Source organism: Algoriphagus halophilus, from assembly GCF_041729275.1.
In the GTDB taxonomy this organism is placed as follows: Bacteria; Bacteroidota; Bacteroidia; order Cytophagales; family Cyclobacteriaceae; genus Algoriphagus; species Algoriphagus halophilus_A.
On sequence record NZ_CP146486.1, the window covers coordinates 2,541,492 to 2,567,604 of the forward strand.

Annotated in this window: 15 protein-coding genes and 9 pseudogenes; 8 read left to right on the forward strand and 16 right to left on the reverse strand. The window is 39.5% G+C overall.

From position 1 onward, the window contains the following. The first annotated feature begins 126 nt into the window (after nt 1–126). From V8V91_RS13625 to V8V91_RS13635, 3 genes and pseudogenes are all read left to right on the forward strand, one after another. The gene (locus V8V91_RS13625) at nt 127–1,572 is read left to right on the forward strand and encodes a BatD family protein (RefSeq protein ID WP_373400687.1); all 1,446 of its coding nucleotides are present in this window, start codon (nt 127–129) and stop codon (nt 1,570–1,572) included. Continuing rightward, nucleotides 1,572–2,647 (forward strand): annotated as a pseudogene (aroC, locus tag V8V91_RS13630) (chorismate synthase). Before V8V91_RS13625 ends, aroC begins: the two are co-directional and overlap by 1 nt. Before the next feature lie 18 nt (nt 2,648–2,665). Then, a pseudogene (locus tag V8V91_RS13635) lies at nt 2,666–3,993 on the forward strand (dicarboxylate/amino acid:cation symporter). A 43-nt stretch (nt 3,994–4,036) separates the two neighbouring features. Here the strand turns inward: V8V91_RS13635 and fumC are convergent. From fumC to mazG, 4 genes and pseudogenes are all read right to left on the reverse strand, one after another. Continuing rightward, nucleotides 4,037–5,437: a class II fumarate hydratase gene (gene fumC / locus V8V91_RS13640; protein ID WP_373400572.1), complete on the reverse strand. Its 1,401-nt coding sequence runs from the start codon at nt 5,435–5,437 to the stop codon at nt 4,037–4,039. A gap of 73 nt (nt 5,438–5,510) precedes the next feature. After that, nucleotides 5,511–5,996: a hypothetical protein gene (locus V8V91_RS13645; protein ID WP_373400574.1), complete on the reverse strand. Its 486-nt coding sequence runs from the start codon at nt 5,994–5,996 to the stop codon at nt 5,511–5,513. A gap of 6 nt (nt 5,997–6,002) precedes the next feature. Next, a complete protein-coding gene (locus V8V91_RS13650) occupies nt 6,003–6,383 on the reverse strand; it encodes a RidA family protein (RefSeq protein WP_373400576.1) in 381 nt (126 codons plus the stop codon). A 111-nt stretch (nt 6,384–6,494) separates the two neighbouring features. After that, a pseudogene (gene mazG / locus V8V91_RS13655) lies at nt 6,495–7,297 on the reverse strand (nucleoside triphosphate pyrophosphohydrolase). Nucleotides 7,298–7,369: 72 nt separating this feature from the next. Between mazG and V8V91_RS13660 the strand changes: the two are divergent. The 3 genes and pseudogenes from V8V91_RS13660 (at nt 7,370) to V8V91_RS13670 (ending at nt 10,234) form a co-directional block, all read left to right on the forward strand. Further along, entirely contained in the window at nt 7,370–7,600 is a 231-nt protein-coding gene (locus V8V91_RS13660) for a hypothetical protein (protein ID WP_074225592.1), read from the forward strand. A gap of 60 nt (nt 7,601–7,660) precedes the next feature. Then, nucleotides 7,661–9,054: pseudogene (gene glmM, locus V8V91_RS13665) on the forward strand (phosphoglucosamine mutase). Between the two features lie 98 nt (nt 9,055–9,152). Next, nucleotides 9,153–10,234 (forward strand): annotated as a pseudogene (locus V8V91_RS13670) (cysteine desulfurase family protein). 31 nt (nt 10,235–10,265) lie between these two features. Here V8V91_RS13670 and V8V91_RS13675 read toward each other — a convergent pair. Continuing rightward, nucleotides 10,266–11,027: a hypothetical protein gene (locus V8V91_RS13675; protein ID WP_373400577.1), complete on the reverse strand. Its 762-nt coding sequence runs from the start codon at nt 11,025–11,027 to the stop codon at nt 10,266–10,268. 113 nt (nt 11,028–11,140) lie between these two features. Between V8V91_RS13675 and V8V91_RS13680 the strand changes: the two genes are divergently transcribed. Further along, a complete protein-coding gene (locus V8V91_RS13680; RefSeq protein WP_373400579.1) occupies nt 11,141–11,464 on the forward strand; it encodes a Rieske (2Fe-2S) protein in 324 nt (107 codons plus the stop codon). On the opposite strand, the pseudogene V8V91_RS13685 reads toward V8V91_RS13680, so the two are convergent. Continuing rightward, nucleotides 11,461–11,798: pseudogene (locus tag V8V91_RS13685) on the reverse strand (tRNA-binding protein). The gene V8V91_RS13680 and the pseudogene V8V91_RS13685 overlap by 4 nt on opposite strands. 191 nt (nt 11,799–11,989) lie before the next feature. Between V8V91_RS13685 and V8V91_RS13690 the strand changes: the two are divergent. Further along, the gene (locus tag V8V91_RS13690) at nt 11,990–12,262 is read left to right on the forward strand and encodes a hypothetical protein (RefSeq protein WP_373400580.1); all 273 of its coding nucleotides are present in this window, start codon (nt 11,990–11,992) and stop codon (nt 12,260–12,262) included. A 26-nt stretch (nt 12,263–12,288) separates the two neighbouring features. Here V8V91_RS13690 and V8V91_RS13695 read toward each other — a convergent pair. The 10 genes and pseudogenes from V8V91_RS13695 to V8V91_RS13740 form a co-directional block, all read right to left on the reverse strand. Next, nucleotides 12,289–13,022, reverse strand: a pseudogene (locus tag V8V91_RS13695) (HisA/HisF-related TIM barrel protein). A 145-nt stretch (nt 13,023–13,167) separates the two neighbouring features. Then, complete coding sequence (locus V8V91_RS13700; RefSeq protein WP_373400581.1) at nt 13,168–13,452, reverse strand: hypothetical protein; 285 nt, start codon at nt 13,450–13,452, stop codon at nt 13,168–13,170. A 20-nt stretch (nt 13,453–13,472) separates the two neighbouring features. Then, nucleotides 13,473–14,090 (reverse strand): WD40/YVTN/BNR-like repeat-containing protein, encoded by a 618-nt coding sequence (locus V8V91_RS13705; protein WP_373400582.1) that lies wholly within the window; start codon nt 14,088–14,090, stop codon nt 13,473–13,475. A 115-nt stretch (nt 14,091–14,205) separates the two neighbouring features. Next, nucleotides 14,206–15,156: a hydroxypyruvate isomerase family protein gene (locus V8V91_RS13710; protein WP_373400583.1), complete on the reverse strand. Its 951-nt coding sequence runs from the start codon at nt 15,154–15,156 to the stop codon at nt 14,206–14,208. After that, a pseudogene (locus V8V91_RS13715) lies at nt 15,125–16,434 on the reverse strand (Gfo/Idh/MocA family protein). Before V8V91_RS13715 ends, V8V91_RS13710 begins: the two are co-directional and overlap by 32 nt. Nucleotides 16,435–16,453: 19 nt before the next feature. Beyond that, a pseudogene (locus tag V8V91_RS13720) lies at nt 16,454–17,412 on the reverse strand (formylglycine-generating enzyme family protein). Nucleotides 17,413–17,521: 109 nt separating this feature from the next. Beyond that, the gene (locus V8V91_RS13725) at nt 17,522–17,836 is read right to left on the reverse strand and encodes a hypothetical protein (protein WP_373400584.1); all 315 of its coding nucleotides are present in this window, start codon (nt 17,834–17,836) and stop codon (nt 17,522–17,524) included. Then, on the reverse strand, nt 17,833–20,622 hold the full coding sequence (locus V8V91_RS13730; protein WP_373400586.1) for a VCBS repeat-containing protein: 2,790 nt from the start codon (nt 20,620–20,622) through the stop codon (nt 17,833–17,835). The genes V8V91_RS13725 and V8V91_RS13730 overlap by 4 nt, the downstream gene beginning before the upstream one ends. A 350-nt stretch (nt 20,623–20,972) precedes the next feature. Further along, on the reverse strand, nt 20,973–22,832 hold the full coding sequence (locus V8V91_RS13735) for a RagB/SusD family nutrient uptake outer membrane protein (protein ID WP_373400587.1): 1,860 nt from the start codon (nt 22,830–22,832) through the stop codon (nt 20,973–20,975). Nucleotides 22,833–22,845: 13 nt separating this feature from the next. After that, entirely contained in the window at nt 22,846–25,998 is a 3,153-nt protein-coding gene (locus tag V8V91_RS13740; RefSeq protein ID WP_373400588.1) for a SusC/RagA family TonB-linked outer membrane protein, read from the reverse strand. Nucleotides 25,999–26,113 lie beyond the last annotated feature (115 nt).

A 26,113-nucleotide genomic window follows, 5' to 3' on the forward strand; every position in this document is an offset into this window, starting at 1 on the left:
ATTCTATCATAGTTTAAAGAGTTTAGGGTTTATTAACTGAAATTAATTACTAGTACGGAAGCATTTATCCATATGTTACGTAAAATAAGGGCTTCTAAAAATAGAATAATCCCTAATTTCGCAACCATGATTAAAACGATCCTTCAAACAACTTTGGTATACATGGCTTTGCTATTTGTTAGTAACGCCTATGGTCAAGATGTCCAAATAGAGCTGGGTCCTGATGAAATTGGATTAAATGAAACGTTTACCATTAAAGTAACATTATCCAATGATAAAATAAAGTCATACGACCAGTTTCCAGATATCCCTAGCTTTCAAAAACAAGGTATTTCGCAATCATCCTCCATGAACTTGATCAATGGACAGATGAGTAGCTCTAATAGCATTATCCAATATTATAAGCCTACCCGTAAAGGGGATTTCACTTTACCTTCCTTTGACATCTTGATCAATGGAAATGCTTACTCTTCCCCGGGAAAAACCATCACAGTGGGCGATGCTTCCAGTGCATCTTCATCTAGGGCTCCAGATCCTTTTGCTGATTTCTTTGGTCGGTCTTCCCCTTCCGAGGAACCAGAATATGTGGAATTGGAAGATGATGCATTCTTTTCTTTAGCAGTGGATAAGGAAGAAGTCTATGTAGGAGAAGGGTTTAACCTGAGCTTGGCTTTTTATATGTCTGAAGCCAACCAAGCTCCTTTTCAATTCTATGAACCGGGCAGGCAACTGGATGAGATTCTGAAAAAAGTAAAACCTACGAATGTTTGGGAAGAGAATTACAATATCACCAATATTGAGCCAGAACAAGTAACGATCAATGGCAAGCGTTGGACAAGATACAAGGTGTTTGAGGCTACTTTCTTCCCTTTTTCAGAAGGAGAAATAGAAATCCCCAGAATTTCTTGGGAAATGATCAAATATCGAGTGGCCAAAAATCCAACGTTTTTTGGAGCAAATAGACAGGAAGATTTCAAAACATTTTATTCCAGCGCAAAAAACATTAAAGTAAAGCCTCTTCCACCTCATCCTCTAAAGAATGAGGTAAGTGTAGGTGAATATCAGATTCGAGAGAACATAAAAAATATTGAGGTAGAAACGGGACAGGGCTTTGATTATAATTTCGGAGTCAGCGGAATAGGAAATATCAATGCCATACAGGCTCCTAGAATGCTTTCAACTGCTAATCTTAATACCTATGACCCCAACGTACGTCAACAGATCAATCGTGGCTATGGAAGGGTTTCAGGCATCAAAGAATTTAATTATTACATCACGATCACCGAAGCTGGAGACATTGATTTGGCAGACCATTTTGAATGGATATATTTTGACCCCTCCAGGGAAGTTTACGACACTCTCCGTCCGCAGGCAAAAATAAAAGTGGTAGGGGAAAGTAAAGTAAATCAAGCACTGTCCAACCAAAGATTAGGAGGACTGTACGATCGAATTGATGTAGAGGACAATAGGTTTTTAAACGAGCAATATAAATACTATTTTACGACCGCAATCAACGTGCTTTTGCTAGCATCAGTCATATTGTTGGCGGTTTTGATTATAAGAAAGAAGTAATGGGGAATTCATTTGGTAAGCTATTCAAGATCACCACATTTGGGGAGTCTCATGGAATTGCTTTAGGAGTAACGTTGGAGGGATGTCCTGCAGGACTGGAAATAGATGAGGCAAAAATCCGTCAGGAAATGCAACGCCGGAAACCAGGCCAATCTAAAATTACCACACAACGAAAAGAAGAAGACGAAATCGAAATTCTTTCAGGAGTTTTTGAAGGAAAAAGCACGGGTACGCCCATAGGAATCGTCATTCGAAATGCAGATCAAAAAAGTAAAGACTACTCTCATATTTCAGATAAGTTTAGACCCTCTCATGCGGACTACACCTACTTTGAGAAATATGGAATCAGGGATTATCGGGGAGGGGGAAGAAGTAGTGCCAGGGAAACTGCCGCTAGAGTAGCAGCAGGAGCCATTGCCAAACAATTGTTAGACCATTATGGAGTTTCTATTCAGGCATTTGTCTCTCAAGTAGGTGACCTGAAGCTAGAAAAGCCCTATCAGGAAATGGATCTTAATAAGGCGGAGGAGAATATTGTCCGATGTCCTGATCCGGAAATGGCTGATCAAATGATTCAATTGATTGATGCTGTTCGTTTAGAGAGGGACACGATTGGAGGTGTTGTTACCTGTGTCATTAAAAAGACCCCTGTTGGAATAGGTGAACCTGTTTTTGATCGATTGCATGCAGAATTGGGCAAAGCAATGCTGAGTATTAATGCAGTCAAAGGATTTGAATTTGGAAGCGGATTTGATGGGGTCACCATGCGAGGATCTCAGCACAATGACGCTTTCTATAAAGAAGAGGGACAGGTTAAGACAAAGACCAATTATTCAGGTGGAATCCAAGGGGTATTTCCAATGGACAAGACATCTATTTTAGAGTAGCATTCAAACCTGTTGCCACGATCATGCAGGATCAAGAATCTTTGAATGAAGCTGGAGAAACAATCACAGTTTCAGGAAAAGGACGACATGACCCTTGTGTAGTTCCTCGTGCGGTACCGATTGTGGAAGCCATGGCTGCATTGGTCATAGCTGATTATATATTATTGGCAAAAAGCAATAAACTTTAAGGCTTAAAGAACTACTAGATGTTTAAAAAAATACCCTTACATACAAAAATAATCATAGGCCTTGTTCTGGGGTTGGTTTTTGGATTGGTCGTCATCAAAACATCCATTCCCAATACTTTTACCTTAGATTACATTAAACCGATAGGAACCATATTTATCAATTCCTTGAAAATGATTGCCGTTCCTCTGGTTTTCGCCTCTTTAATTGTAGGGGTGTCCAACCTGGGCGATATATCCAAACTAAGTAGAATTGGAGGAAAAACGATCGGAACGTACCTCGTTACCACCGTCATCGCGATTTCTTTTGGCTTAATTCTAGTGAATGTATTTGCCCCCGGTAAGAGCCTTCCTCCTGAAACTAGGGAGAATTTAATGAGCCTTTATGAAGGTGACGCTGGCTCCAGGGTAGGTCAAGCAGCTCAATTACAACAACAAAGTCCTTTACAGCCATTAGTAGATATTGTTCCACAAAACATCTTTTTAGCAACCACCGATAATGGAGCGATGCTTCAGGTAGTTTTCTTCGCAATCATTGTGGGTATCTCATTGCTGCAAATCCAAAAATCGAAAGCGGAACCTGTCATCGCATTTTTTGATGGTATGAATGATGTCATCATCCAAATTGTCAATTACATCATGTTGATTGCTCCCTACGGAGTTTTTGCCCTGATGGCTTCTTTGATTGTGGAAATAGCCGGAGATAACCCAGACTCCGCAGTACAATTGCTATTTGCTCTATTAAAATATAGTTTGGTCGTGGTGGGAGGTTTATTTGCCATGATCCTGATCGTTTATCCATTGATCTTAATGGCATTTACGAAAGTGAAATACAAAGACTTTTTAAAGCTATCCGGCCAGCACAGCTTCTTGCTTTTTCTACTAGTTCTAGTTCGGCCACGCTTCCTGTCACTATGAAACAAGTTGAGGAAGAATTGGGTGTTTCTGAAGAAGTTTCCAGTTTTGTATTGCCTTTGGGAGCCACCGTAAATATGGATGGAACCAGTCTATACCAAGGAGTTGCAGCGGTATTTATTGCTCAAGCGTTGGGAATGGATTTATCCTTTTCGCAACAATTAATGATTGTCTTGACTGCTACCTTGGCCTCCATTGGGTCTGCAGGAGTACCAGGAGCTGGGTTAATTATGTTGATCATCGTATTGGAATCAATTGGAGTTCCAGCAGCAGGGATCGCTTTAATTATTGCCCCAGATAGAATATTGGATATGTTTAGAACCGTGGTCAATGTCACTGGAGACGCAACTGTTTGTACAATCGTTGCCAGTACGGAAGGGGAATTGCCAGATGGATTAATTCGAAAATCCAATCCCCTGACACCTAACGAGTAACAAAAAAGGCTTCCGATTGGAAGCCTTTTTTGATTTGGAAACCTTATTTCAAACTTCCTATCATATCTTCTGGTTTCACCCATTCATCAAACTGCTCATTGGTCAAAAGTCCCAATGCTATGGCTGCTTCTCTTAGGCTAGTGCCTTCTTTATGTGCTTTCTTGGCAATTGCTGCAGCATTCTCATATCCGATATGAGGATTCAATGCAGTCACTAACATCAACGAATTCTCCAAATGCCTCTTGATCATTGCATTGTTTGGCTTAATACCTACAGCACAATTATCATTAAAGGACACACATGCATCCCCGATTAGTCTCGCAGACTGTAGGAAGTTCGCAGCAATCAAAGGTTTGAATACGTTCAACTCAAAATGTCCAGTTGCTCCACCAATTGAAATGGCCACATCGTTACCCATTACTTGCGCTGCTACCATAGTCATGGCTTCCACTTGAGTTGGGTTGACTTTTCCTGGCATAATGGAGGAACCTGGTTCATTTTCCGGAATCAAAATTTCTCCAATTCCTGATCTAGGCCCTGAGGATAGCATTCTGATATCATTGGCTATCTTCATCAAACTAACTGCTACTTGTTTCAATGCTCCATGCGTTTCTACCATCGCATCATGCGCTGCAAGGGCTTCAAATTTGTTCGCAGCAGTAATCAATGGCAAATCAGAAATATCCGCGATTTTCTGTGCAACCAATTCCGCGTATCCTTGCGGAGTATTCAATCCAGTACCTACGGCAGTTCCTCCAAGAGCTAATTCTGAAAGGTGCGGCAAGGTGTTTTTAATGGCTTTGATACCATGATCCAATTGGGCAACATAACCACTAAACTCTTGACCAAGAGTAAGAGGCGTAGCGTCCATGAAGTGGGTACGGCCAATCTTCACCACTTTTTTAAAGGATTCAGCTTTATCTTGAAGGGTATCTCTTAATTTTTGGATTCCAGGTAAGGTAGTTTCAACTACCATTTTATAGGCAGCGATATGCATCGCCGTAGGATAAGTATCATTAGAAGATTGAGACTTATTCACATCGTCATTCGGATGTATTTTTTTCTTTGCATCTTCTAGTGACCCTCCCAGCAATACATGGGCACGATAAGCTATCACCTCATTCGCATTCATATTGGATTGGGTGCCAGAACCAGTTTGCCAAACCACTAATGGAAATTGATCGTCTAGTTTTCCTTCCAAAATCTCATCACAAACTTGCCCTATGATGATGGCTTTATCTTTATCCAAAACCCCTAGCTCCGCATTGGTAAATGCAGCTGCCTTTTTCAGAATGGCAAATGCCCTGATAATTTCAATGGGCATTCTATTTTTCTCACCTCCAATTTTAAAATTGTTGATAGATCGCTGAGTTTGGGCGCCCCAATATTTATCAGCAGGCACCTCTACAGGCCCCATGGTATCATTTTCGATTCTTATGCTCATATTTTCGGAATATTGAATTGATTTTCGCCGCTAAATTAACCTCTGGCTTCTTTTTTCCCTAGTTTGCAATCATTTAATCCTTCAATTGGAAGTTGATCAATTGATGGAATATCTTACGTGAAGCCCTCACCTGCCTTTGAAAAAAATACATAGCTAAGCCATAATTTCCCAAACCCAAGGCCAGACAAATTGCCCCATAATTGTACTGATGTATTATTGCAAAAAAGTACACTGTAAAGGCAGCCAGAATAAAAGACCAAAATGCCAGGAAGAAAATAGCTCCTGGAAACAATCTATATTTCAGAAAAATAATACTTCCTCTTGGCGTTTCCTCTACCTGACCCAATACCAAAGGCAAGAAAGTGTCTCCTTTATCTACAACCTTTGATATCCTAAATCCTTTTTGACCTACCATCCCATTGAAAAGAATTTTTTTGTTACCTCTGGTCCGTTGATCCAGGTAATTCACCTCAGCCGTCACACGGATTAAGTGCCCCAAGACCTCTTGCTTACTCAAAGCACTGACTAAGGTTTCAGTATGGTATGGTAAAAGTTTCACGTTGCTTTATTTCACTGCGATACAAGAAATCTCCACATTCACATTCTTTGGAAGCTTACTTACTTCCACGGTTTCTCTTGCAGGTGGGTTCACTTTAAAATATTGACCATAAGCTTCATTGATCGTACTGAACTCATCCATACTTTTAATAAAAATGGTGCATTTAACTACATCAGCAAATGAAAATCCTGCTGCGCGCAACACCGCTTCCAGATTTTTCATGACTGCATGTGTTTCTTCCGTGATATTCTCATTGATCAACTCCCCAGTATCTGCATCTAAAGGAATCTGTCCCGATACATAAAGTGTATTACCTGCAAGTACTGCTTGGGAATAAGGGCCTATTGGTGCTGGAGCTTCTTTTGTAAATATGATTTTATTTGCCATGTTCTTTATAAGTATCAATTATCATGTATCAAGAATTGGTACTAAGTCCAAAGTACAAGGTACAAAGTAAGGTCAAAGATAGGCTCGGCTTTAAGATTTTTCACTTTAGCCTTAAGACTTTAATTTTGCTTCATTCCAAAACACATCCATTTCGGCCAAGGTCATATCAGCTAAACTTCGGCCTGAATTTCTCGCTGCATTTTCCAGATACTGAAATCTTTTGATAAACTTCAGGTTTGTCCTTTCTAACGCTTCTTCGGGATTGATGTCTATAAACCGCGCATAATTTATTAGTGAAAACAACAAGTCTCCGAATTCACCAGTAGCCTTTTCCTGATCAATTTCCAATCCGTTGGCTGCATTGAATTCTTCTTTAAACTCCTGCATTTCTTCCTCTACCTTTTCCCAAACCTGGCTCTTCTCTTCCCAATCAAAGCCTACTCCTCTTGCCTTCTCTTGAATCCGCATGGACTTGATTAAAGCAGGAAGAGATTTGGGAACCCCTCCTAACACCGAGGTATTCCCCTTTTCCTTCAGTTTAATTTTCTCCCAATTCTGCTTCACTGCTTCTTCATCCTCAGCTTTGGTATCTCCATAAATATGAGGATGTCTACGGATCAATTTTTCACACAAAGCATCAATTAAGGTCTTGATATCAAAATTTCCTTCCTCAGACCCTATTTTGGCATAGAAAACGATATGTAACAAAATGTCTCCTAGTTCTTTTTGATCTCATCTGGGTTTCCCTCCAAAATAGCATCCGATAATTCAAAAGTTTCCTCAATGGTTAAATGCCGAAGACTCTCCGTAGTTTGCTTTTTATCCCAAGGACATTGGGCACGAAGCTCATCCATGATGGTCAATAATCTATCAAAAGCAGCCAATTGTTGGGCTCTGGTACTCAATTTTGTCATTCGGAAGGAAACTAAGCTAGAATTGTGGACGTTTTCGAAGTAAAGCTTTAAATTTGCGCAAATTTATCCGTTATGGCAACTGTATATCTAACTCTAGGCTTTGTGGCGTTGTTCTTCATTTTGATGTCAGTAAGGCTGATTTTCTTAAAGAACGGTGAGTTCAAAGGCACCTGTGCTTCACAAAATCCTTATTTGAATAAAGATGGCGAAACCTGCAGCTATTGTGGGAAAACTGTGGATGCGAACAGCAGCTGTGGAAATCCTGACAATGAAGTGGACAAAGTATTGGCCAAATTCAAATAATTATTCAATCTGAGCCTAAGCTTAGAAAATTTCCATTTTTCACACATAAAATTACCATACGTGTCGCTAATAAAATCTATCTCTGGAATCAGAGGTACTATTGGAGGTAAAGCTGGCGAGGGTCTAACCCCTGTCGATGTTGTTAAATTCACTTCTGCATACGGTGCTTGGGTATTGGAAAATACCGGCAACCCCAAGATTGTGATTGGTCGAGATGCAAGAATTTCTGGCGAAATGGTTTCCAAATTGGTATCAGCCACACTTCAAGGCATGGGTATTCATGTTATTGATCTAGGCTTAAGTACCACCCCAACTGTGGAATTTGCGGTTCCATTGGAAAAAGCTGGAGGAGGAATAATCCTGACAGCCAGTCATAATCCTATTCAATGGAATGCATTGAAATTATTAAACTCTAAGGGAGAATTTATTTCAGATTCAGAAGGAAAAGATATTCTTGCAAAAGCAGAAAAAGAGGATTTCTCATTTGCTGAAGTAAAGAAACTAGGAGACTACACGCTGATTGAAGATTACATAGACAGACATATTCAGCATGTATTGGATTTAGAGCTAGTTGATCAAGAGGCAATTTCTGCCCGAAAATTCAAAATTGTGGTAGATGCAGTGAACTCTACCGGAGGAATTGCTATCCCAAAATTGCTAAAGGCATTGGGAGTTTCTGAAGTCGAAGAAATGTTTTGTACTCCTGATGGACATTTCCCCCATAACCCAGAACCACTTCCAGAAAACCTTAGAGATATCTCACAAAAACTGGAAAAGGGAAGTTTCGATCTTGGCATTGTGGTAGATCCCGATGTAGATAGATTAGCATTTATCAATGAAGATGGTTCTCCATTCGGAGAAGAATATACATTAGTAGCAGTCGCAGACTACATTCTTTCCAAAACCAAAGGCAATACTGTATCCAATTTAAGTTCCACTCGAGCACTTCGAGATGTAACCGAAAAGCATGGTGGAATTTATACGGCTGCTGCCGTAGGGGAGGTTAATGTAGTCAACCAAATGAAAGCCGTAGAGGCTGTAATTGGAGGAGAAGGAAATGGTGGAATCATTTATCCCGCTTCTCATTATGGAAGAGACGCATTGGTTGGTGTGGGACTATTCTTAACCCATCTGGCAAATTTTGGAAAATCAATTTCCAGATTAAGGGCGACTTACCCTAACTATTTTATCTCTAAAAACAAGATCGAACTTACTCCAGAAATCGATGTAGATAAAATTCTAGTCGAGATAAAGGAAAAGTATAAGAAGCAACCGATCAACGATATCGATGGAGTAAAAATAGAATTTGATAAAGAATGGGTACATTTGCGAAAATCAAATACCGAACCGATCATCAGAATTTATTCTGAGTCTGAGTCCGAAGCCACTGCAGAGCACTTGGCAAAAAAATCATGCAGGATATCAAGGAAATTGTAAGTGAATCCCTTCTTTGAGAGATTCCTAGATAGTCTATAACCCAAGTATATTGAAGATGAAAGTTTATTTAGATAATGCTGCTACCACAGCGATGGATGATCGAGTGATCGAAGCGATGCTTCCGTTCATGAAATCCCATTATGGAAATCCTTCATCGGTCCATAGTCAAGGAAGAGAAGTACGTACAGCGATAGAAAGAGCAAGGAAAAAGTAGCAGAATTACTAAATGCCACACCATCAGAAATCTTCTTTACTTCAGGAGGCACAGAAGCTGACAATACTGCGATTGTTTGCGGAATAGAAAGTCATGGCATCAAACACGCAATCACTTCTCCTTTAGAGCATCATGCGGTGCTTCATACCTTGGAAGTATGTGAGAAAAAAGGCTTGATCAAGCTAAGCATCCTAGATGTAAATGAAAAAGGTGAAATCGATCTATTTCAACTTGAGGAACTCCTTAAAGCCAATCCAAATTCATTGGTTTCATTGATGCATGCCAACAATGAGATTGGAAATCTTAATGACCTTGAAAAAATCGGAACCCTATGTAAGGAATATGGAGCATTTTACCATTCCGACACCGTACAGACGATGGGACATTATACCCATAATCTAAAAGAACTACCGATCAATTCATTGGTAGCTGGAGGTCATAAATTTCATGGTCCAAAAGGGTCAGGTTTCTTGTATGTAAATAAGGACAAAAAAATCCATCCTTTTATTCATGGTGGAGCTCAGGAAAGAAATATGAGAGGGGGAACTGAAAATGTCATTGGGATCATTGGGATCACCAAAGCCCTTGAATTGGCCTATGAAGAAATGGAAAGTCATCAACAACATGTTGGGGCGATCAAACAACATTTTATCAAAAGTTTAACTGAAGCGATCCCAGAGGTTCAATTTAATGGACTTTCCGCTGAGATGGATAAATCTTTATATACGGTATTGAATGTGAGCCTTCCCCCATCTGAAGCCAATAGAGGAATGTTATTATTCAACCTAGATTTAGAGGGGATTTCAGCATCTGGAGGTTCTGCATGTAGCTCCGGAGCTACTGTTGGCTCCCATGTATTGAGAGCTTTAAATCATAAGCCTGAACGCGATGCAGTTAGATTCTCCTTTAGTAGGTTTAATACCATAGAGGAGGTTGACTACACCATCTCTAAATTAAAAGAATTATACACCGTAGAGGTGTAATTAAAAAAGGAGCTTTAAAAAGCTCCTTTTTTTATTGCCGCTCCGTCATTAAAACAGGAGGCTTATACCCTATGGCATAAGGGGTCCAAATTTCATAGATAGGATTTCCGGTAGAACTCTTTCCAGAATGGTGCCACTCGCCATCTATTACTTCATAATCGAATCCTAAATTTGCTCCTACTCTGCTATCATCCCTTGAAAAGAAAGTGATACTTTCTACATATTTTCCATTTTCTGCGGTATAGGTTCCACCACCTGATCCTGAAAATTCCTTTGTTTCTGAATTAAATGCAACCCACTGGAATCTTCCTCCTCCTAGAATCTTGATAGTTCTTCTCGCACCTGGAGTAGATCTTGAAATCTCACCATCTCTTTTCCTTCCGGTGATCACCCAATTACCAGTCAAATCATCCACTCTTTCAGGCAATTTCTCCCAGATTTCTACCAGCATTCTTCCATTTATTTCTGAAGAGATCACCATTTTACCATTGGTCAAGTCCAACTTATATTTATTGGTAGTTCCTACTTGAAATGGATCCAAAGTGAAAAAGTCAAGTGTTTCGTAATACATCCCATCTTCGAACCTATATGGCCCTCCTCCTGCACTTATAAAATGATTATCGGCCACCTTTTTCGCCCCAAAGGCAAAGTAATTGTCCTGGTAGATTTTTACATATTCCTCATCTGTAACCTCAGTTCCATTTTGGTGAGTAAGCTTCCAAGCACCGTTTAAATCTTGCGCACTTACCCATCCGAAGAGCAATAGCAAGGGAAGGAAAACAAATTTTTTCATGGCTTTTAGGGTTTAAAAATTTCTTCATTCTGAAAATTCACTAAGAATTTGGACAAAACCAATCATTTCTATTTTAATTACCGAGTAATTTGATAGAATACTTATCAAAAGTTATGAAAAAATACACCCTAGGAACCTCAAAAGAATCCGTTATGAAAATGATTCCCGAAAGATCTGTTAAAAAGATCATTTTAGGAGACAAAAATATAACCTTAGTGAGAGTCGATGCTGAGTTTTATGCATTTCAAGGGTATTGCCCCCACAGGGGCGCACCATTGTATCAAGGTTCCTTAAATAACACGAATGAAATCATTTGTCCCTTGCACCAATACCGATTTGATATACGGTCCGGAGAGGTAAAAGCCGGGGCATGTCCTGATCTAGAAACTTTTCCTACTCAGTTGACAGATCAGGGCCTAGAAATTTCTATACCTTAATGTAATTTGGAGCCATTTGGAACAGGTTGATCCACGGTAGCCAACATAATTCCACCATCCTCGGCAGTAAAACCAGTAACCAATACTTCTGACATAAAATCTGCTATTTGTCTAGGCATAAAATTACATACGCAGATCACTTGCTTTCCTATTAATTGGTCAGGCTGGTAATGATCCGTGATCTGGGCAGAAGATTTTTTATACCAATTTCATCTCCCAGGTCAATCCAAATTTTATAGGCGGGTTTCCGGGCTTTCTCAAAAATTTCTGCACGTATTATTGTCCCAATAATTAGTTGAATTTTGTCGAATTCTTTATAGTCAATCGTTTGCATAGACAAATTTTTTTATAATTTTAGGAACCTTTTGCAAATTCTGTAGTTAACCTAGTAAGAACACTATTTTAAAAATGTCCACAAAACCTTTATTTCCTTTTAAGAAAATCGGCTTTTTAGCATTAACCATGATTGGATTATGCCTAATCGCAGGTGAATCTTTTGCCCAAAGCGAGCAGGAAAAGGTGGATTTGGAAAATGCAAAATCTTCGGATAGACCAATTTTAGAGGATCAGATTCAAAATTCTGAAAATATTTCTACTAAAATATTGGCTCCTAAGGTTATAACAAATTCTTCCAACAAAGTAGCTGTGAAAAGAGATTTACCTGCTGGGGGAGTAGACAAAGAAATCAAAAAAGGGAATCTGTTCCATCCACTTTATCCTTTAATATATTTCTTTATATCGTGGATAAATTCAAAGCCGATTAATCTAATTTTAAAAGTTAAACTGAAGAGGCTTTAAAGCCTCTTTTTTTATGTTTAAGCAATTTACTTTTCAGATATAAATTTCTCAAGGTCACTAAGCTTCAGCATCCCTTCATAATAAGCTCGTCCAAATACCGCAGCGCCAAGTCCTATATCTCTTAATCGTTTAAAGTCGTCAATATTCCTCACCCCTCCACTCGCAGCAATATTAAGATTCGGGAATTTTTTAACCAACTGCGTATACAGCTCAAAATTTGGACCCTGCATCACGCCATCTCTCGTTACATCAGAGCACTTCAAGTATTTTAGACCTCTATCGTGAAAGAACTCAATATGATCATAAAGGTCAATCTCAGTCTTCTTTAACCAGCCTTTAATTTTAATTTTTAAATCTTCTGGATTGGTGTCTGCTGCTAGATTGATTTTTCCCGACCATAGGATAGGATGAATTGACTGAACCTTTCTGGGTAATTGGCTGCCGCAGATGCAATAGTAACAGTCTTTGCTCCGAACTCAAAGCATTTAATCACATCTCCATCAGTAGAAATCCCGCCTGTAAAATCAACCTTTAGGTTTGTATAACCAGCTATGGCTTCCAAAATATGGTAATTTTTAGGCTCTCCTCTTCTAGCTCCATCTAAATCCACCAAATGAAGGCGCTCAATCCCAATAGACTCAAAGTCCTGTGCGATTTCGAGAGGATTATTGGAAATAGCCTCTTCAGTAGAAAAATCGCCCCTTTTTAAGCGGACGCATTTGCCATTAATTAGCCAAATCGATGGAATTATTTCAAACATGAGTTAAAATTAAAAGAGTATAGTTCGAATTCTAGTCGGAAACTTTTCCATAAAGATAATACAGAAGTACCAATCCTATCCTTTGAACTTTGAAATCTAGTGAAAATTCAAACGTATTTTGCCGAAACTGGCATAAATACTAAGACTATTGGATTTTTAAACGAGCAATACGACCATTGGATCCCGAAGCCCATATGGTTCCTTCCGTATGCCCAAGCTTCACAGCATGAAAGCCTTCAGATGAAAAGTTTTCCCAGCTGGCACCACCATCTTTTGAGAAATCAGAACCTGTTGGTCCGACAGCTATTAACCAATGGTATTTTGGAAAATACACCACACCTGATCTATACCCTTTTGGAGCAGCTTTGGGAAGCTCCCATTCTTCTTCACTCAGGTTGAAAGTAGCGGCTACTGAACTAGTATCTTCCATGTTGAGGTAATCTCCACCTACTAAAAAAACTCCACCATTTCCAAGATTGGTAAGGAGAAAATCCCTTTGCTTGCTTCACCTTGCATTAAAGGAGAATTCCACTGCTTCCAAGAAATTCCTTGATCCGGAGAAAAGTGTAGGTTTGCTTCAGTACCGCCACTACCTAGCCAAAGGTTTTCTCCATCCGAAATCAAAGAAGAAGCACTTGCCGCAAAACCTGCCTCCCCTTCTTTTGCAGACGGTAAATTAAGAAGTGAATACCATGATTCCCCTTGGTTGGCAGATTGTAAGATCATCCATTTGCCATCTATAGGATCTCCAAAAACATATCCCTTGTCTGGACCTGAAAAAGAAATCCCATCCAAAAATGCGGTTTCTACTTCTTGGTGTTTCAATTCCCAAGTTTTTCCTCCATCAATAGTCTTATAAATCACAGCAGGTTGGCCTGCAGAAACTACTACAGCCTGCTCAGCATCAAAGGCATGAATAGATCGAAAATCTACAGTATCGAGTCCGGAAATTACGCCGTGATCCCAAGTAGCTCCTCCATCAAGGGTTCGCAACCAAGTACCACCGCTTCCAGATGCCCAGGCTATTTCATTCGTAACAGGTGAAAGCCCCCTTAAGGAGGCTTTCACAGGTACTTCAAATATTTCCCAACCAAAAGGTTTTCAGGGACTTTTATTTCACTTGTCTGGCAGGAAAATAAAATTCCCAAAGACAATATGGATAAGATTTTTCGCATAGGCGAAATTAAGATATATCTACTTTTCTGTACGCTTCAATTAATGCTTTTTCTCCCTCAACTCCTGGATTTGCATTTCCGTGTTCCATGCCGCAGATACCCGTAAATCCTTTCTCGTGGATAAACTTAAAGACATTGCTATAATTTATTTCACCGGTTCCTGGCTCCTTTCTTCCGGGATTATCTCCAATTTGTATATAGGCAATTTCATCCCATGTTTTCTGCATGGTAGCAATAAGATTCCCCTCATTTCTCTGCATATGATAGATGTCATAAAGAATCTTACAAGCTGGACTATCCACAGCCTTACAAATCATATAAGATTGGTCAGCATGCCTTAAAAACAAGTCTGGATTATCACTCAAGGGCTCCATGACCATGACCAAACCATGCGGTTCAAATATTTCTGCAGCACGCTTATACGCCTCGATCACATTTCCAGTTTGCACTCCTATGGGTAAGTTTCTTTCGAAATATCCAGGTACAACAGTCATCCATTTCGCGTTTACCCGCTTGGCGACTTCCACTGATTTTCTACAAGTATCAAGGAAATGATCCATGAACTCTTGTTTTCCTGAAGTCAATGAAACTTTCCAATTATCTCCTCCATCAACCACAAACACGCCCATCCGCATATCCAATGATTCCATCGTTCTTGCGATCAATGTCTGATCCTCAATAGATCTTCCTAGCATCCCATTGTCTTCCAGTGATCTGAAACCTTGATCTGCCATAAACTTGAGTTGATCAACAAATCCACCTGGAGCAGAATTTCGGAACATTCCAAAATGCGGTGCAAAATCCATTTTAAATGTTGGCTCTGCTTTGGCAGAATTACTTGCAAAAGAAGGCAATACAGCTCCAGAAGCCAACGTCAATGCGGAACTACTTAGTCCTAGGTTTTTTAAAACTTTCTTCTTAGCATGTTTAGACCGTTTTAGTTTTACCAGGAATAGCATGTGGATAGAATCCATCTGCATTAGGAAACAACTTAGGAGTTGCATCCCATGCCAAGGTATCTGGGAATAGGTTAATATCTGAATTGATCGCCTCTTCCATAGTGATCACTTTGCCAGAATAGGTAGCATATCTACCCAAAATAGAAGTCATCGTACTTCTTGCTCCATTTTCAGCATCGGCAAATTTGTATTCCCCATTGACAATGGCAGCCCAAAGCTCATTATGTTCTTGTTGATATGGATTGATATTGTTCTCTCGATCATGCTCGTACAATTTTTTACCCGTATAATCAGTCAATATACCATGGTTTCCCGCACTTAGATAGGCGGTTCCTTTTGTTCCTTGGAAGTTTCGTCCACCCGGTTAGCTGCACCTGGGAAATGACGACACTCACTGTGAATTACCGTTCCGTCTTCATAAGTAAATTGTACCGTATGATGGTCAAAAATTTCACCAAATTCTTTTCCGGTTCTTACCATTCTACCGCCAGTACCTTCCGCTTTGACAGGATACCCCTTCTTCACCCAGTTTGCCACATCAATGTTGTGAACATGCTGCTCGGTTATATGGTCGCCACATAACCAGTTGAAATAATACCAGTTTCTCATTTGGTATTCCATTTCAGTCTGCTCTGGTTTACGAGGTCTAACCCATACACCCCCATCGTTCCAATACACCTGTCCTCCGATGATATCACCGATCTCGCCAGCATGGATCTTTGCGATGGTTTTTCTATAATTATCCTGATAGTGTCTTTGAAGACCTACTACCACATTCAATTTTTTGGCTTTTGCTTCTTCCGCTGCCTTCAATACTTTACGAATCCCTACTGCATCCGTAGCAACAGGCTTCTCCATGAAAATATGCTTTCCTTGCTTCACAGCTTCCGTAAAATGGTCTGGTCTAAACCCCGGAGGTGTTGCAAGAATTACCACATCCGCTTCCGCGATTGCATGTTTGTAAGCATCAAAACCAACAAACTTTCTATCTTCAGGTACATCTACTTTTTCAGCACCATACTTGTCTAAAATTGGCTTTAAACTTCCATCTAATCTATCTCGGAACGCATCGGCCATTGCTACCAATTTGATAGGATGCCCAGTTTCCATTGCCTGGAAAACGGCTCCGGTTCCTCTTCCTCCACAACCGATCAACGCAAGTTTAAGATGAGTCTCAGGGGCAGCATAAGCACCCGGAACAATGAAAGAATTTGCAGCAAGTACTCCGCCTGTGGCTATTGCTGAAGTTTTGATAAAGTCTCTTCTTGTGTTTTTCATAGTATTGTCATTTCAGGGTTTAATAGTCCGCAATAGGAGCTGCGGTATAGTATGCATTAATTTCTTCAGGACTTGGCGGATTAAGTGGTCTAACCAATCTTAACCCAATAAATGGCGCTTCCGGAAACCACCATTGACTTTTTGGGATTTGAGGATCTAATTGTTTCCATTTTGGATCATTCACAAATCTTTTAGCAGAGCTGACTTCTTCAGCTGGAGTTTTAAAACTTCCCCTCTTACAATTCGAGGATATAGTTCCTCCGAAGGATTCACTGGATTTTTTGAAGGTGAGTTTTTGTAGAACTCAGGATCATATTGATCAGCAGTCCATTCCAAAACATTCCCATAAATATCATATAGTCCCCATGGGTTAGGTTTCTTTTGGCCTACCAATTGGGTCATTCCATCACTATTCTCTTTAGTCCAAGCATATTCTTCCAATTTGGATGCATCCTCACCAAAGAAATATTTACTGTCAGATCCTGCACGAGCAGCATATTCCCACTCTGCTTCAGTAGGTAGTCTATAAAATATACCCGTCTTCAAATAAAGCCAATGACAATATTGGATGGCTCCATATTGTGTCATTCCAATAGCAGGCTTATTTTCTTTCCCCATTCCAAAGGTCATATCTAAATACGGGATACTAGGCCTCGTTAAACCATCTACAATTTCGCCAATCGGTTCTTCTGATATAGCTAACTCATAATTCTTATCTAAAAACAATTCAAATGCATCCCAAGTGACTTCATGGGTTCCCATCCAAAAAGGGTCTAATGTTACTTCGTGTACAGGTTTTTCATCTGCATTGGAGCTTGTGGAAGACCCCATTTTGAAAGTCCCTCCCTCTATAGGTGTCATGTCAAATACAACAGGAGTTCCAGGGATTTTTTGACTGTAGGGTTCAAATAGTGGCTTTTCAATGATGTAAAATGCCAAAATACCGATCAACAAGATCGGAGAAAGTACTCTTTTCATTTTAAATAGTAATCGAAAGAAATTAAGAAGTAAATTAATCAGTAATTATGTAAATACATTCAATCTTTTGACGAAAGGAAAGAATAGGATACGATCCCCTTATCTTTTACTAAAAAAGCAATTTATGATCGACAATCTGACTATTTCTGATATCTCCTTTTTCAGAAATTCCAGAAACTATTTTGTCCAGATAGGTAAAATCCCCTTTTCCATTTCCTAAAAACACCATCGCATGGTTTGCGTCATATTTTCCATAACGCAACTTGGTATGATTCATATTGCCAGCAATGATCAGATCTTTGTTACCATCCCCATTGATATCCGCAAAAGTGCTCGTGAATACAGGAGAAAACTGAACCTGAATAGGTAATTGATTTTCTACAAATTTACCAGAATTGCTTCTGACAAATAGGGTCGATTTCAATCGATTAATGTAGATTTTTTCGCCCCCTCCCTTTCTTGGGCTGTAAAAATATCATCTGTCTTTACAGTGGCAAATGATTTAAAGTCCAGGTATCTCTTTTTCAAAAAATTAACCTGTCCCAATAATTCATCTCGACTAATGGTAGGATATCGTTCTGATCCAATATAGGAACTCAATATGGCATCGATGGAACCATTTCCATCAAAATCCTTGTAAAGTAGCTCCGCCGGTTCTTGGTCAGAAACTTTCAGTTGGGAATTCAAACCAAGGTTCCCCGCAAAAATATCCATCTGGCCATCTCCATTAAAATCATCTATGGTTAAGTTATTCCAAAAACCAACTTCTTGTTGATCAAAGAAATCTGAAGTTTTGTCAGAGATTGTAGCTGACTGAATTCCAAAAACTTTGATAGGCATTGCCTCTCCCACAACCACTAATTCAATGGATCCATCTTGATCCAAGTCCAACACTTCAGCATCAGTCACCATCCCCAATTCCATGAATTCAGGAGCCATACTAGAAGTTTGATCCGAAAACTTGCCACTTCCATCATTGATTAAAAGCTTGGATCCAGGAGATAAAGGATATTGACCTGGAACTACCCTCCCGCCAACAAACAAATCCAAGGCTTGATCTTGATTGAAGTCAAATGCGACTACCGTGCCTGTTGCAAAGTTATCAGCAGGCAAAGCATTGAATGATAGGGTGAACTTACCTTCCCCATCATTGAGGTATAAACGGTCAGTTAATCGAGAATCGGATTCTGTAAAATCGAATACGCCTCCGCTACTTACATACAAATCCATAAATCCATCTCCGTTCGCATCAAATGCAATCGCATCTGAATCTTCGGAATCTCTTGTATTTACGAATGCCGAGGAATCGACTTTGTTAAAGCTTCCTGATTGACTTTGGAAATAGAGCCTTGCACTAATTCCAACTCCACCACCAACAAATAGGTCCTCTAGTCCATCTCCATTGAAATCCTGTGCTACAAAAGCTTTTCCATTACCTGAAATCTGATTGGTTAAAAGAGGCTGCCTCTTAAAATCATTGATTTGTTTTCCCTGGGGAATTTCAAAGGTATTCGAAGCTTTAAAAATATTAGCAGGAGTAGAAGTGCTTGAATTGGAAGACTTTCCACTGTCAGATTGGTTGAGGACTAATTGCTGATTTGCCTGTACATTGATTTCAGTTGACTCCCTTCCATCTGGCCAGGTAACTTCCAGAGAATCTACTTTAGAAACATTCCCTAAACCAAAATGCAAGATAGGGCTTACAGAGGATTGAAAGCCTCGATGAATGTTTTGTTCCAGAAACTGTGTTTTTCCTTGACTATAGAGTTTAACCGAAGCACCCAATGCAAGAGAGTTTTGATCATCCCCAACTAGCTTCACTTGAAGGTAATTTGTCTGGTCTTTTTCTACTGAGAGGTTTTGGTAAACAAAAGCTTTCGAGTTGATATTATTTACGATTAAATCTAAATCACCATCATTATCCAGGTCAGCATAGGCTACTCCATTACTATTAGCAGGTTGATTTAGCCCCCATTCTTGGGTGACATTTTCAAATGTTAGATTTCTGTTATTTCTATAAATGTAATTTGTCAAATTGGAGGAAGGCATATTCTTTACCATGTTCAACAAATCCTCTCTTTTCAACTTTCCGCCGGAAGTCTGAACGTAATTGTCCATGTACTTTAAGAAATCCATATTATTGTAATCTCTCAAGTACCCGTTACTTACAAAAAGGTCTTTCCAACCATCATTATCGAAATCAGCAAACAAACTGGCCCAACTCCAATCAGTATTGGAGATTCCAGCCACTTGACCAATTTCGTAAAAAGTGCCATCACCATTATTCACATGTAGCATATTACGCATGTATTGATGGTGAAAGCCTTTTCTCACATTTAAGTCAAAAACTTCATAATTATCAGGAGCCAACAATAATTTTTGACGTGTATTTTCTTCTGGCATCATATCCAAAGTCATGACATCTACCAGGCCATCGTTATTAATATCAGCGATATCATTCCCCATGGAAAAGTTGGAAACATGATCCATCATTTCCAGAATTTGATCTTTAAATGTCCCGTCCTTTTGATTGATATATAAGTAATCCGGAATGGTATAATCATTCCCAATGTAAATGTCTGGCCAGCCATCTCTATTAATGTCTGATATGGCAAGTCCAAGGCCATAAGATAAACTGGAACTTGAAATACCAGCTTTCTCTGTTATTTCTATAAACTTCCCATTTTGATTTTCAAAAAGCTGAGGTCCTGCTTCATGCTTTTGCTTTAAGGCAGACTTTGTCACTGAAACGTCGAGCACCTGGGTTGATTTCGTATTATGATTTAATAAGAATAGGTCTAAGTCGCCGTCTAGGTCAAAATCAAAAAAGCTTGCAGAAGTACTAGGAGAACCAGATGCAATTCCATATTCTTCAGCCATTTCCTTAAAAATAGGAAACCCATTTTCGTCATTTCCCTGATTGACAAATAATTGATTTTTTCGTTTTTCAGGCCTCAAATTGCCCGAATAACAGAGATAAATATCCAACAGTTTATCTCCATTGATGTCCACAAAAGTGACTCCTGTTTTCCATGGTCCGGGTCTTCCTTCCGTTCCAGAAATTTTTGAGATTTCCTGAAATTTAAACCCTCCTTTATTTAGGTAGAGTTGATTTCCCGAAACATTGGCAGAGAAGTAAATGTCTTCGAACCCATCTCCATTCAAATCTCCTACAGCAACTCCACCTCCATTGTAGAGGTATTCGTACATCAGGACATTGAGATTAAGAGATTCATTCAGGGTATTTTGAAAATTAATTCCTGAATCGGTTGAATTTATTAGTTTAAAAAGAGGAGGTGCAGTTGGTTCTTCTAATTGCTCAACTTCTGAATTATTGGAACAAGAAAAAAATGGAAAGGGATATTAGGGTAAGATAGGGAACTAATTTTTTCATGAGTTAATAGCTGTCTTTCAGAGGCCATATTTGCCTGACGGCATAAAGTTAGAATCTTGCAAAAAATAGTTGATATCCAATTACGCATAATTGTCTTTATGCTTGATTTCATAACCAAATTAAAGAACCAAGCCACCTAAAAAAGGTGGCTTGGATTTTTTTAAACTTATTCGAATCCTGGATTCTGTACCAGAAGTGTGTTTCTGTTTAATTCATCCCTTAAAATCGGGATATAATACATTTTATCTAACCAGGTTCTGTTTTCTTTTCCTGGATCGATAGGAACTACCTTGTAAACGTAGTTATAGATTTCAGGATCATATCTATACAAGGAGTTAGTCACTCCAGGTTTCAATGTACCTGTAATACTAATCGTGTTCGCTTTTCTTCCCAAAGTCTCTTCTGCAATCATCCAACGACGTGCATCATGATATCTTTGTTCTTCATAAGCCATTTCGATTCTACGTTCATTTCTGTAATCCTCCATTAACTGTTCACCACTAGAGGTTAAAGCAGGTTGACCTACTCTAAATCTGATCTGGTTCAACCAAGCTCTTGCTTCATCTTCCTGACCTAATTCCAAGGATGCTTCTACGTAATTCAATACAGCTTCAGTATATCTTAAGATTGGCCATGGAACTTCCTGCCAAGTGTTTTGATCTACAATTGCTGGATCTGGATCGATGAATTTTCTAACATAATAACCTGTGTAGCTACCATTCCAGTCCTCAATTGGGCTGTTTCTAGTATCCAAACCGAAGTGGGTTACTTTATTACCAGACTCATCAGTTATTTCATAAGTACCTGTTTGGATTTGACCTAGTGGATCTCTCGCTTGATTAGCTGAAGATCTTGGTTTCCACTGAGCACCATCATACAAAATTGACGCATAGAAACGTGCATCACGATTTTCATATGGATTAGCAGCATGCTCTGGATTGTTCCAGTCAAATTTAGTACCATCCATCATTTCATAATCGTCTACCAATAATTGTACAGGGCTATTTCCTGCCCAGTTATTATATCCATTTGGTCCATTGAATAAGCCTTGACGTCCTCCGTTTTCCTGCTTTGCATTGATGAAGTATCTCGCCATGATCAATTCATTCTCTCCTCCATTTCTGGAAAGTGAATTATTGATATAGTTCTGAATACCTTCTTCATGGGATACAGGCTCAGAAAGACCGTATAAATTACCAGAAGCTTTATCCAACACCGCTTTTGCAGCAGCTTGTGCTTGTTGCCATCTTTGAGTTCTATCTCCACTTGGATAAGCCAATAAATCTAGATCAGAATAACCTGCCAAAAGAGAAGATTTTGCAGATGCAGTTGGTCCATCATGTAGGTCACTAGCTGCATACAACAATACTCTAGATTTTAATGCAAGAGCAGCTAATTCAGAAGCTCTACCTGCAGCCATTGACTTTCCAGCCAATAAAGAGGCAGCATCATTTAGGTCAGACACGATGAAATTGATAGTTTCTTCCCAAGTATTACGAGGGGCTTCATAGGTTTCTTCACCTAATCCATATGGTCTATCCACAATAGGAACACCGCCATAATATCTAGCCAATTGTTGATAGTAGTAAGCTCTCATGAACTTAGCTTCTCCCAACAATCTGTCTACAATACCTCCGTCATTTGCAAATTGAGGTTCAGAAAGCTCCTCGATTGCAATATTTGCTCTTCTGATGTAGCTATACATGTTACCCCAGAAAATGGTATTGTTTACCCATCCGTCATCAGCTGAGTTAGTTCTAGCTTCTGTGATAGTAGTAATACCTCTACCTGGGTGGGTGAAGATGGCTTCATCTGTAAGAGAAGCAAGCATTTGCTCGTCGAAACCGCCATTTCCAAATCCTTGATAAATACCTGTAACGAAAGCCTCCGCTAATGCAGGGTCAGTCCAAACAGCTGCTTGGGATACTTCCCCTAACGGATCAGTATTCAAGAAATCATTGTTACAGCTTGCAATTGTAAAAAGGGCTGCAACGAGTACGAATATGTGTTTTATGTTTCTTTTCATTATTTCGGGTTGTTTAGAATGAAACAGAAATACCTGTGTTAATCACCCTTGCTTGTGGGTAATATTGTCCTGTAGCGTTGCTTGATTCAGGATCGTACACTTTTAACTTATCCCAAGTGATTAAGTTCAAACCGTTCACATAAATTCTAGCATTTCTGATTCCAACTTTTTCAGTTAGAGTTGCTGGCAAGTTGTATCCAATCTCCAAGTTTTTCAATCTTAGATAATCAGTTTTTCTGAACCAGTATGTATTACCATTGGAATAATATTGATCAGATCTGTTAGCAATTCTTGGATGAGTGCTGCTTGGATTATCAATAGTCCATCTGTTTTCATAGATATCTAATAAGTAGTTACCAATGTTTCCAGATTCTCCAGCACTTACATATTGTCTAGCACCTAGTGCACCTTGGAATAGAATTGCTAAATCAAATCCCTTCCAGTTGGCAGAAATATTCACACCTCCTTGGAATGTTGGGATATTATTTTGATCCATTCTTACACGGTCATCTGGAGTGATTTTACCATCCCCATTGTAATCCTTATATCTCATATCACCAGGACGAAGGTTATTAGTGATTGCAGTATAATCCAAAGACTCTGCATCAATTGACTGCTGATCTGGGAATACACCATCATATTGGTATACCAAGAAAGTGTTCATTGGGCTTCCAGTCGATTGCTGCCATTCTGGAGCACCTGGAGACTCATCCCAGAACAAGATCTTGTTTTTCGCATATCCACCGTTTGCACTAATAGAGTATTGGAATTCTCCTTTACCACCTCTATAGCCTAAGTTTAGGTCAAATCCTTTGTTTTCCACTTCACCGATGTTTTCAGCCGGTAGGGAAAGTCCTGTACTTTGAGGAACAGAAGCATTTCTTTGCCAAAGGATATTGGTTCTCTTGTTGTAGAACAAGTCAAATTCGAAAAACACTTTACCTTGTAAGAACTGACCTTCAAAACCTAAGTTTGAGTTGTTTGCAACTTCCCATGTTACAGAAGTATTAGGAACTCTTGTTTCAAACAAGGTCTTGGTCTCAGCTCCACCGATGATGTAAGAGCTAAATCCGTAAGTGGATAGGAACTGATATTCCGCGATCTGGTCATTACCCAATTGTCCCCAAGATCCTCTGATTTTGAAGAAATCGAATGTTCCACCCAAAGAGTTTTTCCAGAAATTTTCTTCAGAAACTACCCAACCCAACATGATGCCAGGGAAGAAACCAAATCTAGTTTCTTCTGGGAAGATGTAAGATCCATCATTTCTCCATAAGAATTCCGCTAGGTATTTCTCTTTGTAGTTATAAGCAACTCTACCAAAGTAGTTTAAACGAGCACGTTCAAATGCTCCACCACCGTTGTCTTTTTGCAAGTCTCCACCAGCAAACATCTGGTCAATAGCTGTAGAGATAAAGAATCTTCTAAAAGCATTGAAGTTATTTCCTTCAACTGTCTCTCTGTTTACACCAGCTACCACGTTAATGGTATGGTCTTCACCAAATGTCTTATCGTAGCTTAGTACACCACCTAATAAGATATTCAATTGATTCTCGTTTGCTTCTCTCAATCTTGGCTCAGCAGGACCTCTTTTACTTGGTACTAAAACAGGAGTAACTCCGTCATCTTCAAATCCATTTCCTAATTGATACAAAGTCCATGGAATCTCCCATCTTTTAGTATATCTGATATATTTATCGATTGCTGCTGTACCAGTGAATTTCAAACCTTCCACTCCAGGAATTTTAATTTCCAAATTACCTGTAGTTTGGATGTAATCTCTTTTATCACGGTCATACCCTGTTGCATTGGTAGTAATTACCACTGGGTTTTCACCATTTTCGATATCTGGTCCTGGTAATCCATTTGGCCAATAAGCAGGTTGATTTGGCTTACCTCTCATTTGCATACGGAAGATAGCGCCAGCACCTCTTGTTGGGAAGAATCTATATTCCTCTCTTGCCAAAATCCCTAATCCCACTTTCACATACTTATTAACATTCGCATCTAGGTTGATTCTGAAATCATACTGCTTGTAACCTGTAGCTGCATCTTTGTAATAAGCATCTTGGTTTTGATAACCCAAAGAAGTCAAATACTTCACATTTTCACTACCACCAACCAATTGAAGGTTATATCTGCTTTGAGGAGACCAATTTTTCAAGGTCGCATCATACCAGTCAGTATTTGGATAGAACCAAGGATCAGAACCATTTCTATACAATTCCAATTCGGAAGGAGTATAAGGAGCAGAACGTACCTGACCATTTGGTCTAGTGTATTCCCCAGTCTGCTTGTAAGCTTCATTAGCAGCAGCCCATTCTGAAGTAGGAAGCGCATAAATATCCAAGTCATTCAACATCTCGGCATATTGTGCAGCATTCGCCAAATCAGGCACTACTGTTGGTTGAGCCCAACCTTGGTTTGCTTGGAAAGTCAATTCTGGTGCACCAGTGGACCCTCTTTTGGTAGTTACCAAGATTACTCCGTTTGCAGCTCTTGAACCATAAATGGCAGCAGAAGCATCCTTCAATACAGAGATGTTCTCAATGTCATTTGGATTCAATCGCTGAAGACCACCCGCTCTAGCAGGGATACCATCAATTACAACCAATGCTTCGTTGTTTCCTAATGTATTACTACCTCTAATACGGATTCCGGATCCATCGTAGCCAGGCTCACCAGATCTGTTTACCGCAACTACACCTGCCATACGACCAGCAAGAGAGTTGGATAAGTTTACAGCTGGAGACTTCACCAAGTCTTTACCTTTTACGGTAGCTACCGAACCTGTAATCGTTTCTTTCTTCTGCTCACCATAACCTACAACTACCACTTCTTCCAAAGATTGGGTGTCAGGTAATAAGGTAAGGTCTAGAGTTGAACGACTTCCTACAGGAACTTCAAGAGTAGTAAATCCAATAAATGATAGTACCAATGTGGCGTCATTACCATCTATGTTTACACTAAATTTTCCGTCTATATCAGTTACAGTACCAGTGGTAGTACCTTTCACTAAAACGGAAACCCCAGGGAGCGGCAAATTATCCTCCCCTGAAATTACGACACCAGACACCTCCCGGGTCTGCGCCAAAACTGAGCCCATTAGGCCCAGAAACATTAAAAATGTTAAGCCAAAAAGCTTAAAACGAGTAGAGTTTTTCATACACGGTTATTGGTTTGGGTTGCATTAAAATATTAACTAACAATATTGCCTATAAATCTAGGCAAAATCTCACTGAATACTTTTGAAAACTGACTGTATTTTATCTTATTCAATC

Coding starts and splice junctions, on each gene's coding strand:
- V8V91_RS13625 (WP_373400687.1), top strand. CDS start 127: ATGATTAAAACGATCCTTCAAACAACTTTGGTATACATGGCTTTGCTA.
- fumC (WP_373400572.1), bottom strand. CDS start 5,437: ATGAGCATAAGAATCGAAAATGATACCATGGGGCCTGTAGAGGTGCCT.
- V8V91_RS13650 (WP_373400576.1), bottom strand. CDS start 6,383: ATGGCAAATAAAATCATATTTACAAAAGAAGCTCCAGCACCAATAGGC.
- V8V91_RS13660 (WP_074225592.1), top strand. CDS start 7,370: ATGGCAACTGTATATCTAACTCTAGGCTTTGTGGCGTTGTTCTTCATT.
- V8V91_RS13675 (WP_373400577.1), bottom strand. CDS start 11,027: ATGAAAAAATTTGTTTTCCTTCCCTTGCTATTGCTCTTCGGATGGGTA.
- V8V91_RS13680 (WP_373400579.1), top strand. CDS start 11,141: ATGAAAAAATACACCCTAGGAACCTCAAAAGAATCCGTTATGAAAATG.
- V8V91_RS13700 (WP_373400581.1), bottom strand. CDS start 13,452: ATGGAAGATACTAGTTCAGTAGCCGCTACTTTCAACCTGAGTGAAGAA.
- V8V91_RS13710 (WP_373400583.1), bottom strand. CDS start 15,156: ATGCTATTCCTGGTAAAACTAAAACGGTCTAAACATGCTAAGAAGAAA.
- V8V91_RS13730 (WP_373400586.1), bottom strand. CDS start 20,622: ATGTACGAATACCTCTACAATGGAGGTGGAGTTGCTGTAGGAGATTTG.
- V8V91_RS13735 (WP_373400587.1), bottom strand. CDS start 22,832: ATGAAAAGAAACATAAAACACATATTCGTACTCGTTGCAGCCCTTTTT.
- V8V91_RS13740 (WP_373400588.1), bottom strand. CDS start 25,998: ATGAAAAACTCTACTCGTTTTAAGCTTTTTGGCTTAACATTTTTAATG.